General features: G+C 33.9%; 6 protein-coding genes. 1 reads left to right on the top strand and 5 read right to left on the bottom strand.

The features are described from left to right. Positions 1–173: 173 nt before the first annotated feature. Entirely contained in the window at positions 174–3050 is a 2877-nt protein-coding gene (locus PI23P_RS11785) for a ligand-binding sensor domain-containing protein (protein WP_004571100.1), read from the bottom strand. A gap of 231 nt (positions 3051–3281) precedes the next feature. Between PI23P_RS11785 and PI23P_RS11790 the strand changes: the two genes are divergently transcribed. Beyond that, entirely contained in the window at positions 3282–3638 is a 357-nt protein-coding gene (locus tag PI23P_RS11790) for a hypothetical protein (RefSeq protein WP_004571101.1), read from the top strand. 61 nt (positions 3639–3699) lie between these two features. Here the strand turns inward: PI23P_RS11790 and PI23P_RS11795 are convergent, their stop codons facing one another. From PI23P_RS11795 to PI23P_RS11810, 4 genes are all read right to left on the bottom strand, one after another. Then, positions 3700–4257: a hypothetical protein gene (locus PI23P_RS11795; protein WP_004571102.1), complete on the bottom strand. Its 558-nt coding sequence runs from the start codon at positions 4255–4257 to the stop codon at positions 3700–3702. A gap of 732 nt (positions 4258–4989) precedes the next feature. Further along, positions 4990–6396, bottom strand: coding sequence for an MFS transporter (locus tag PI23P_RS11800; protein ID WP_004571103.1), 1407 nt, complete (start codon positions 6394–6396; stop codon positions 4990–4992). Between the two features lie 321 nt (positions 6397–6717). Further along, on the bottom strand, positions 6718–7992 hold the full coding sequence (locus PI23P_RS11805) for a glycoside hydrolase family 17 protein (RefSeq protein WP_004571104.1): 1275 nt from the start codon (positions 7990–7992) through the stop codon (positions 6718–6720). A gap of 24 nt (positions 7993–8016) precedes the next feature. Continuing rightward, positions 8017–11475, bottom strand: coding sequence for a 1,3-beta-D-glucan phosphorylase, GH149 family (locus tag PI23P_RS11810; RefSeq protein WP_004571105.1), 3459 nt, complete (start codon positions 11473–11475; stop codon positions 8017–8019). Between the last annotated feature and the right edge of the window lie 80 nt (positions 11476–11555).

An 11555-nucleotide genomic window follows, 5' to 3' on the forward strand; every position in this document is an offset into this window, starting at 1 on the left:
AATGGATATAATACACTATTGAATTGAACTTAAGATTAGACGGAATACGCGGATACAAAATGAGATTTTCTTTTAATTAATTTAAAAGAATCAAGCTGATAGCACCGCTAAAATGGAAGGTTTAATACGTACAACTACAATTTAAAATGATTTGATAAGATAATTTTAAAATATTAAGATAAGTCCTGGATATAGTTGACAAGATTGGCATCTTTGTCTAAATTAATTTTTTTACGCAACCTATAACGACCCTGCTCTACACTTGTAATTGCCACATGCATGAGCGCAGCAATTTCTTTAGAGGAAAGATTTAATTTCAGGTACGCACTTAATTTAATCTCATTAGAAGATAAGTCGGGATGTTTTTCTCTTAACTTCTCGAAAAAGTGAGCATGTAAATTGTTAAAGTGTAACTGAAAAGTAAGCCAATCCTCTTTATCTATTAGGTTATTTTTTATCTTTTTTATTACCTTTTTTACTGGAAGATACAAGGCTGAATTTAATAACTCATTATCAATTTTGCCAATATCACCTACCAGATCTGTAAGCAGTTCATTTTTTTTAATATTATTTAATGTCGCCGATGCCAATGCTGCATCTTTCTTTTTTATCTCCAACCCTAAATTCTCTTCCCTCAATAAAAAAAGTGCTCGTTCAGATTCTAATTTATCGAGTTTAAATTTTTCCTCTTGAGACTTTCTTTTATCTGATTCTATTTGTTTTAAGGCACAAATCTGTCTTAAATTTTTATTTTTAAAATACAATCTATACAGTCCATGGGCCACCAGCAACAAAATCATATAAAACACAAACATTAACTTTGTAAAGTACCATGGAGATTTAATACGAAATTCTTTGCGAACAATATCTGATATAATACCTCCTTCGCCACCGGATCTCAACTCTAAAGAATAATTGCCAGGTGTTAAGCCTGGGAAACTTAGTTCTGACACATATTGCCAATCCGACCACATTGTATGCAATCCATCTAACTTGTACTGGATTTTGTACGAGTTCGCTACTGGTGTTTTTGGCAATGCGATGGCTATTTTTAAAAAATTATTATTGTTTGGGATGTTTACTACTTCAGACGTACTTAAAACCGAACTAACAGTATCTGTCTTGCTGATAAAATCAATAGATCTTATCGCTGGAATCTCTTTTTCTAATTTAATATCTGCCTTATTAACAGTATGAAAAACAATTCCATTATTAATTCCGAGTCCAAAAACAGAATCGTTGACTTTTTCAAATTTATTAAAATCGTTTAAATGTTTGTTTCGTATCGAATAAAATGGGTGGTACACATTACTAAAACGATTTCCAGCTCTTGAGATATATCCTATTTCTTTTTGAGTAGAGTACCAAAATATATTTCCACTTTGGACAATACTATTGATACCTTTTATATCCTTGAAAAGTTGGGCCGTATATTTTTGCGGTACAAAAGAATTATCAATCCGATCATAACTAAAATATCCTTTCGGATTATAAAACACTAAATCTTCGTCAATTTCACAGATATACGCGTAGGTAGCAACCTGATCATTGCTTGTTCCATAAAATTGATAGCTCTCAAGATCTAAGCCGTCATCGGATAAGCTTAGTCGGTAATATCCTTTCGTTGGGTGTGTAACCCATAAATCACCAAACTTATCAAAGGCCATAAAACGTGAGGATTCTCCGTAATCATTCCATTTCTTTTCAAACACCCAATTTCCATTTTTGCGCGTAAAAACTGCTATTCCTGAATAAAAACCAACGTAGAGTATTTCTTTTAATTTTGGATGCTTTTTAAAAACCCAAGCTCCTCCTTGTTTGTGCAGTAACTTTAATTGTTTGTTTTCTAAAACGGATACTCCCTCGTGAGAGCCCACTAAAATTTGATCATCAATCTTTTCTATTTCCCAAATTTGCCCGATGCTGTTATCTATTAAATTTATCTTTGCGTTTGGCCGCCGAACGTCTTTTACAAAAAGCCCCTGATTGGTACCTAAATATAAAGAGTTTCCATCTAAATGACTCGTATATACTGTTCCAAAAGAACCTTCATAATCAAACAAATAACTAGTATTGCTACTAATTTGAAGATAACTTATACCATTTTCCATTCCTAGCCAAACATTTTCATTGTTGTCTACGAACACTTTCCGGATCGTGTTGTCTAACAACCCACTGCTTTTTTCCTGATGTATTAAAATTTCTCCTTGTGCAGAAACGATATACACCCCTTTTCTTAAAGTCCCTATTACAAATTTATTACTTTGGAACTCCTGGACGTCATTGACTAAATGTTTCTCAATAACTGTATTTATTCTCCATTTTTTTTTTGCAAGAACACCAGCTCTAAAAGACCAAAATCCCTTGTTTTTGGACACTACTAACAATTCTTCGTCTTTTTTTATAAATACATTTAAAATATGTAAAGTGGTGTTCTCTGTACCTTTCAATAGAACTAATTCGTTTCCTATTAATTCAAAAAGACCAATTCCTGTCTCTTGAATAAAAGCCCTTCCTTTGGAAGTAAAAAGGAAATTAAAACCTTTTTTTGCGTTGACGATATTCAACGCTTCAGTAATTGGATTGTATATAAATATTTGCTGGAAAGATTGAAAAATAATTTTCCCATTAATTTCTATAATTCTAGAGAATACGGGGAGCAATGGTGCTTTTTTCTCAGGCAACTTAAGAAAAAGACGGGTATACTCTAATACCCCAAAATTATTTACGGTCCAATACCCAAAACCTCCGTGGCCCGCAGTGTAAATGTGGGAAGAATCCTTGTACAATACTGCCCGTAAATCAGATTCTAATGCGTGTGCATAATTTTTCCACCGAACTCCATCGAACTCTAACAATCCGCCTTGGGTAGCGAAGTACATAATTCCATTCTCATTTTGGGAAATATCAAAAGCAATTAAATCGTTGTGTACCCCTTCTTCAGTATAATTTATAATGATCGGTTTCCCTGGCGCCTCCGAAAATTGAGACGCGGTGGAAATCCCAAAACACAGAGTATATAGTAAGATTAATTTTCTAATTATTTTCATTCGCATTACCAGCCATTATATAGGTGGTTTTATGAAATCAAAGATAAGAAATCCCAGTTGAATATAATGCCTCTTAAAATAATGAACACTTCGATAATTAAACCTAATCTGTTTTGTTTATACGAACTGTATTTCTGAGAAATCTAATCTATGAAGCCATATAAAAAGAACATCAGAAAGCGCACAAACAAATACAATCTTATATCTTTGCCTTAAATTATGGGAAGTACTATGTGCATTGAAGATTTAGTAGGACAATTTCAAATTCTTGGAAGCAACCAAGATGAAACTGAAAACACGTATTCAGGAATTTTAGACCTAACATTAGACGAACACTTTAGGATTTCTGCAAAATGGACCATAAACAAAAGTCAATTACAATTTGGAACTGGCTTTTTTAAAGACAATACCTTAGTCATCAACTTTCAATACCAAGGAGATGAAAATAATATGTACAAAGGAGTCGTTGTATATCGATGTATCTCTAGAGATATCCTAGATGGTTTTTGGTCTGAAGAATATGGCAATCCTCTCTATTTGGGTGAAGAACGGTGTTTTCGGATGCAAGAGAACCAAGTATTGAATTGATATAAATATAATGGAGTACAAAATGTTTTAAATAATCGAACTATTAAATCTAAAAAAACTGTTATTTCTTACTTTTATTCAATTTTTTAGCGGTTTTAGCCTTTACTTTTTCTTCACCTTTCAAACTTTCTTTTATTTTTTTAGGCATCTTCCCTTTTATTCTGTCTTTTTCAATAAGAATATCTGCCATAAAATCAGTATTGAATGTGTATTCTTTGGCGAACGCTACACATTCTAAAGCTTTATCGTATTCTTTTAATTGCTCGTGTAAATTAGCTTTTTTTAAGTACAAAAGAGCTTTGTCACTGCCTTTTACTGTAAGTCCAAAATCAATAAAATCCGCTACCTCTTTATAATCTTCGTTCCACAATAAAGTATTAATATAAGGAACATAGGCCTCAAAAGCCCGTATGTTTTCTGCTAAAGCCTGCTTAAAATAGACAATAGCTTCATCATATTTATACAACTTTTCGGCGTAGACTCTTCCTAACAAAGTCAATGCCATCGTGTCTTTTTCGTCGTAGGAAAGGGCGTAATTTAAAGCTTCCATCACCTCTTCCAAATCGTAAGGATAACATTCTAGTGCCTTAAAAACATAATTATGTGTTGGTGTCCCCATGTGTCTCTTTTAATTATTTACTTTCATGTTTTTAAAAAAGTGCATCCGTACATCTCATGATGAAGTGTTTGCAAGGAGACTCTCTAATCTACACTACAAAAATACGTTCTTTATCCTGAATTTGTTTCAAATGACTTATTTATTCATATACTTTCTTAAAAAACTTTAGCAAAAAATTATAGGCATATCTATTTTTAGGCCTGTACCACTAGCAAGTTTCAAAAATCCAATCCAGCTAACGAACTTCTTTTATTTCTCGTGTTTTTTAAGTTCGTTCTGTATTTTTTAGGTTCTGGTGTACCCAGCTTGATGTTGATATATTTTCATTCATAATTATATCAATACGATGATTCTCGAAGTTTTTTCTTTCATTGTTCGCTCACACTGCGCAATGCACTCGCCTCATGCAATGGTAAAAAATTGAATCTGTTCTTTAGTAAATTCCTGTATATCGGAGTGCTTGAATTTCTCAAGCGAAAAGGTGCTGAAATACATACCGGTTAAATTCCTGAGTTTAAACCTTGCTTGATTTCGCAAGAATCGCTTGTTTACGAAGACAAACAACTGCCGCAAACATTGAAAATGGCAGGATATAAAATATTTTACAGCTTTTAAGTATAAACTACTCTTGAGACGCTTAAATATTATTAAAAAGAAATATTTTTAAAGTTTAAAAACTCTTGAGATAAATTAATAATTGACCAAGTCTACTTTAAAAATGTATTTCGTACTTTATTTAGATCTTCTCTTCTCCAACGCAGCACTTACCTCGCGCGCCCGATCCTCAGTTAAATCATAATTTCGCATGATATAAATTGCCAATAAAGTCCCTGTTATGGGCAATCCCGAATAGAACAGTCGAAGTCCTGTGATGGCCCCTTCCGATTGTATTTCCGCACCTGGATCAAAACCTACAAACCCCATAATTGCACCGGTGAGTAAGCCTGCAATTGCAAAACCAAATTTCACCATCCACCAATAGATCGCGCCAAAAGTTCCCTCTCTTCGTTTTCCTGTATTCAACTCATCTAAATCGATTACATCAGAAGTCATTGACATCATCAGCGTAAATAATCCTCCAATTCCGAACGAAAAGAAAGGCAATGCAATTAAAAATAAATAGGGCTTTCCCGGAACAAATAGAAACCAAAATAAAATATATCCAACTATTGAAATAGCTTGAGAAACTAGAAAGGCCCTCTTTTTACCCATTTTCTTTGACATTCTAGTAATTATTGGAATTACAGCAAAAGTAGTAATCAACGCACCGATACAGCCATTTAAAGTAGGCCATAGGCCCGCTGCTCCTGAATCCCCGTTGAACATATAATACACGATAATGAAAAATGAAAATCCCGCAATGGTGTTAAAAGCATTGTATATTAAAAAAGTAGCATAACACAACTTTTTAAATTGTGGTATTTTGAAAGCTTCCTTAAAACCGTCTCGAATATATTTTAAACTATTTCCAATATTCTTAGTATTTAAAGGCGCATAATCTTCTTCTAAAGTTGATTTACTTTTTATAAATAGCGCTGGAATCATTGCTGCTATCATACAAATGATACCAACCCACGCAGCTAAAGACCTGGTTGCCACTTCTCCTGAAACAAACCAATCTGGATCATACATTACCACCCAAAACCATGGTGCTATTACCCAGGCCCATTGTCCAATCCATTGAGAAACAGCCATGATATTAGTACGCTCGTGAAAATCATCACTCATTTCGTACCCCATGGCAACAAAGGGAACACTAAAAATTGTCATTCCAAAGTAAAAAATTATTGAAAAAAAGAGAAAATAATAGAAATTGTATTCCAATCCGTTGTCTTTATACAATTGCCACATAATTGTAAAGGTAATCCCCATAAGTAAGGCACCTATAAATACATATTGTCTTCTTCTCCCCCACCGCGACTTCGTATTGTCTGAAATAAAGCCCATTATCGGATCTGTAATCGCATCAAACAATCTAGGTGCAAAATATAAAACGGCCCACATGGTTGTGGAAAAACCAAGATCTTCTACCAGAACAACAAAAAATATCCCCATGGCTGCGGGAAACATCTGGTTGGCAAGCATTCCTAAACCAAATGCTACTTTTTGACCAAAATGAACTGTATTTGTATTTGACATTTTTAATTATTTTTAAAGGATATCACTATTGATTGGATAGCTTTTAGATTGATATAAATTGATATAATTTGCTGCTTCTTTTACAGTGTAGATTTCATAAGGAGACATAACAATCCGATAAGTAGCCCTGAAAGCTATTGATTATTTGTCTTTTTTTGTATGGAAACAAACTCATTTCAATTGTATTTTCCAGAACCGTTAATTTGAAAGACATCCTTAGTTTATGACAATCCCACACGTCCAGAATTGGAGTAACTTTCAACGCCGATATCAGAAGGCACAGACACATAAAACAAGATGAATATGGAGACTTTATCGACATTAATTCTCTCGTTTGTACTTAATATTAGGAACTAAAACACCTTTTAATAATAGAGTTTCATCTCCGTTATATGTTTTTGTAATGTGTTTTCCATTTCTAGTCAATCCTTTAAAACACCCAGCATCTACTGCATCCCAAAGTGGATATTTAGCTTCTCCTTTTAAATTGATTAAACCAAAATGGTTTTCCGAACCTAAAGGATTTTCTGCATCTTTCCACTGCTCGTCAAAGGCTTCAAAATAAAAACAAGAAATACCCTCTTCTTTTGTCCAATCTCTTATATGCTGATAGAACAAACCCTGCTTGTATTCGTCTGTTGCATTGGAGCCTTGCTCGCCATAAAAACCGTTTGATTTAGTTGCCCATCCCGACTCGCCAATATGTATTGGCTTTTCTAATCCTAAAGAAAGCATGTAATTTTTCACATTTTTGTATTGTGTCATCGCGAATAATTTTGCGCGCAACATTGCGGCATCCACTTTTTCAATATCTGAAAGTCCTTTTTCAAATTCAGGAACTTCCCAAAAAGACGGGTTGTAATGAGAATTGTGAAATGCATAGGTATGCATCGAGATATAATCTACTGCATTTATTAATTTTTCTAAATCTGGCGTGTGGTAATCCACACTTCCACCACCCCAAGCAGCAAAATCATCTGAACTAGTAATCCATACATCTCTAGAAAGCACTTTAGATTTTTTTAACTGCTGCAAGTACTGCACCCATTTTAAAATAACCCTCGGCTGCACGTAATAACTTGTGGCCCATTTTACCATGGCTTCATTACCCACTGCAATTACTTTAACAATGTCTGGATATTGTTTTGCCAGTGCCACGGCAGTTGCAATTTCGATTGCATTTCTTTCACTTTCATTTTCATGATCTGGTGCTCTTTCAGTCCACGCATTTTTGCAATCTATCCAAGCTCCTAACATTACATACATTTCAAAACTAGCATCTTTCTTTTTTAATTCTGAAATAGCCTTTAGTATATTTCCTGCTTGTGGTAGATGCACTTTATACGTTCTAAGAATTTTCACCCCCATTGCTGCTAACAATGTCATATCTTCTTTCAGCTCTGCTATTGTAGGTTCTAAATCGTGATTTATATACCGATAGCCTCCATAAGAAATTGCTAGATATTCCGGATTCCCTAAAATAGTGGCTGCAGACATTGTTCCGCTAGAAGCAGATGCCGACTTGGCCTTCTTTTTAGAATTACATCCCACAACAAAAATGAAAGCAAATACAGCTATAAATATTTTAAAACACATCTTCATATTTTATACAACGGTCGCTTATTTGGTAACAGCAACTTCAATTTTGGCAATTTTTCCTGTTCTCTCGAAAATTATTTTCGAGTCCTTTTCGTCAAGAACAAGCTCTTTAGTTTCTTTTATAATTCCATCACTATAATATATTTTAACGCCTTGTATTGCCGTATTTATATACACAATAGGTACCTGACAATACGTAAAACCAAGTGTGCCTTCAGATAACTCGATAGTATGCTCTTCTTTATTAATTGCGGTATACTTGAAATTTTTAGAAACCGTTACAAACTCGGATACTTTTAGCAATCTTGGATTAAAAATAATTTTACCTACTCTTACAAAAACACCCAACTCTCCTATTCTACATAACACATCTTCTTTCACTTGACCAGTCATTCCTGGCTGCTGTGCTCCTTTTCCTGCTGGAGTATGTGAATACGGATCTGTAGGGAAGGCACCGTATAACTGGGGAGACTTATGCACCCCAACACCTGCTTGCATTTCATAATAATGATCAAAAAGTTTTCCTATTAAAGTATCACTTTCATTATTTTGAACTGCTATCAAACAATTTTCTTGCACCGCTAGTAATAGTTTTGAAACCATGTGCCAATAGATAGATCCTAAACCTTCATACCCAAAGAAGGTTCCAGAACGACCCGTAAATGCTTTGTGATTAAAAACCTCTTCAAAAATGTCTAACACTAATTTCGAATCATGTTCTAATAAGCTTGCATACTCTTCCGGCAATTCCTCAAAAGCTTCTTTTACTCTAGCTGCATTATTAAAATTCGCGTTAAAATGATATTTACCTGAAGCATCCTGATTGATTATTTGAGTATTGTGGTTACTGATCAGCCTTGTTAATAGTTGAGAATTGTCTACAGAAGTTTTAGAAATTACATTTTTCTCATCAAAACGCGCCAATTCTTTATTTGGATATAGAATATAACTGTATTGATCTTTGCGAAACAAAGCACTCGACTTCATTCCGTCTAAAACATCTAAGACTTCTTGAGATGATAGATATCCCGAACTCAAAACGGCCACCTGACCTTCTAACATTTCTGGCAAATACGAAACAGAAACTTCTGAATCATTTTCTACCGTCATTAAATTATAGGCATGGTATAAATTGTCTGAACGTTTGTTTGCTTTAATAGTATGTTCTAGATATTCTTTTGTGATCGAAAAGAAAGCTACCAACGCAGTTTTTTTAATGGTACTTCGGTTACTCGAAAATCCGTTTTCATAGATCGCAGCTCGATACGCACTTCCAGCTTCCCCTAAACCGTCTAACACGGTCTTTCTTTGCACATTTGAAACAGCACCAGTCAATATATTTTTATTTAAATTGAATGTTGTTACTACTTCATTAAAGAAAGTTGCCAACTCTGATGAAATTTCAACTTCTTCGGTTGCTGATTTTAAGACTAACTTTTCAAAGAAATTGATAAACCGATTTAAATAATAAAGGGTCACCATAGAGACACCGTTCCCTACGAGCGCATTGTTTGCATCATTCCATTCCGGGCGTTGCGTGTTCATCCAAATACCTGCTTCAGGAATAAAGTTAGATACCTTCGCTAATACCGTTGCTAGTAATTTCTCTATTAAATTTACTTTGTAAATAAAGAAATTTTCGTCTCTTAACAAGGCCCCATCTGCTCCTAGTTCTTCTTTCTTTTGGTGAATTTTCGCATCCAACTCATGATCAAATTCAATGGTGTCTTTTGGATTGGCTAAGATGCTTTGATAATCTTTTATCTTATAGGGCACATTCGCATACACAAAAATATCTTCAGCAAACCTTTTTTCTAACTGATTTGGATAATGATTTTCAATAAACTCTAAAAACTTTAAGAGGTAAATTATTTGATGATCTCCCCAATACCCGATATAAGACCACGGATCATTTTCTTCAATAATCTCCCAGTCAAAACCATCTTTTGTTACGCGATACGGATTGTAACCATCAAAAGTTGTTGCATTCAAAAATTTATGAATCATACTTTCTATAAAGGCAGGATACGAATGTGCTAATGTTTCCCAATTTTGGAAAATATCTCGCCAATTCCCTTCGTAATCTAAAACTTTAGAACCATCTATTTCATTTTTCGTATTGATAGAAAACTTGTTCCATGGCCTGCTTGGATCTCCGTGTCTTCTACTAAATTTTAATGGTAAATACTCAAAACAAAGTCTCTTAAAATTTTGATCTTCGTCATTTTCTGCAATTTCAAGAATCGCATTTAGTTTAAATAATTCTGGTAAATCATTTAATAGCTCTTCTTTCTTCTTAATAACTTTCTTATTCGCCTTTGCAATGTATTTTATAAAATCTTGCTTTTCAATATTATAATCGTCATCAAAAGTTCCACCTCTCATTAGATTAAAAAGTGTGTTTGCAAAATGTCTTGTACTAACTAATGGATCTTCAGTTACCTGCAGACCGTCTGCAGCTCCTGTTAACGCAATTAATCTTTTAGTTCCCAACGCAATATCTTCTTGAATGCTGTTCCCTAAATTTTGATCATGAAGAATTGCTTTCGAAATCCGTTGAATATCACCAATGGTTTGATTAACATTGGCAATAAAATGCCATTCCTTGGTTTCGTTGGGTTCTAGGCTGATATCAGCACTAATAAAATAGGCTCCTTTTTCTGCCTTTATGTCCACTTCTTGGTGTATCTCTTCCCCTCTTCTAAAATTATCTAACTGTAGTGAGGATAGCAAGTAAGTTGCATTTTTCACACCCAAAGACCATACAATATTTGCCTTTAAAGCTTCACTAGGTTCTGCTTTATCTACAATTATTGCACTTAAGGCAAATACACCCATACCTGATGGCAATTGCAGTTCACTCTTCTTATAGGCATCCACTAAATTACTTCTAGAATTCTGTAAGTCTGTCTCAACATCTGAAGGAATAATATTCTGTAATCCATCTAAAAAAGTAACGGCTAGTTTCTCTAAAGAATGGTTTATTAACGTAGACTTTTTTACAAAACCAAAAGTGTCTGTAGAACTCCACTGATATCTAAAAGTAATTCCTAAATCTTCATTCACTTCTTCAAAAACAACCTTATTACCAAAACTATTTTTATATAAGTTTTGTCTTGTTGCATACAAACCAACTTGACGCTGAGAAAAAGGTTCCCACAAGTAAACGTTTCCATTTTTTACAACTTGAAAGATAGACTTGCTACCTGTGCTGTCTGCAGCTTCTGTAATTTTATCGTCTGTGTAATATGGAAACAGCGAATATTCGCTGTTTTTTCTTCCAGCAGTTAATCCACCGTTACTAGAAATGAACATCCAGTGATTGGAATCTGAAACTAGACTCATAAAAAAAGGTCTCATTTCATTACTATTAGCAATCTTATAATAAGATTCATTTTCAAAATGAATCATTTTACCTGTCACCTCTTGAGATTGAAAATCTGCTTTATTTTTCCCTAAAAAAATAGTCTTTTTTGTCATTAAAATTTTTATTCAACGAAACCCTAATCGTATTTTGAAGAGTCTCTAATTAATATGTTTTATCCTTTTATATCTTAAAC

Source organism: Polaribacter irgensii 23-P (assembly GCF_000153225.1).
GTDB classification, from domain to species: domain Bacteria; phylum Bacteroidota; class Bacteroidia; order Flavobacteriales; family Flavobacteriaceae; genus Polaribacter; species Polaribacter irgensii.

Bases quoted from the DNA above. Each gene is read 5' to 3' on its own strand.
- PI23P_RS11805 (WP_004571104.1), bottom strand. From the start codon at position 7,992: ATGTGTTTTAAAATATTTATAGCTGTATTTGCTTTCATTTTTGTTGTG.
- PI23P_RS11785 (WP_004571100.1), bottom strand. From the start codon at position 3,050: ATGAAAATAATTAGAAAATTAATCTTACTATATACTCTGTGTTTTGGG.
- PI23P_RS11790 (WP_004571101.1), top strand. From the start codon at position 3,282: ATGTGCATTGAAGATTTAGTAGGACAATTTCAAATTCTTGGAAGCAAC.
- PI23P_RS11810 (WP_004571105.1), bottom strand. From the start codon at position 11,475: ATGACAAAAAAGACTATTTTTTTAGGGAAAAATAAAGCAGATTTTCAA.
- PI23P_RS11800 (WP_004571103.1), bottom strand. From the start codon at position 6,396: ATGTCAAATACAAATACAGTTCATTTTGGTCAAAAAGTAGCATTTGGT.
- PI23P_RS11795 (WP_004571102.1), bottom strand. From the start codon at position 4,257: ATGGGGACACCAACACATAATTATGTTTTTAAGGCACTAGAATGTTAT.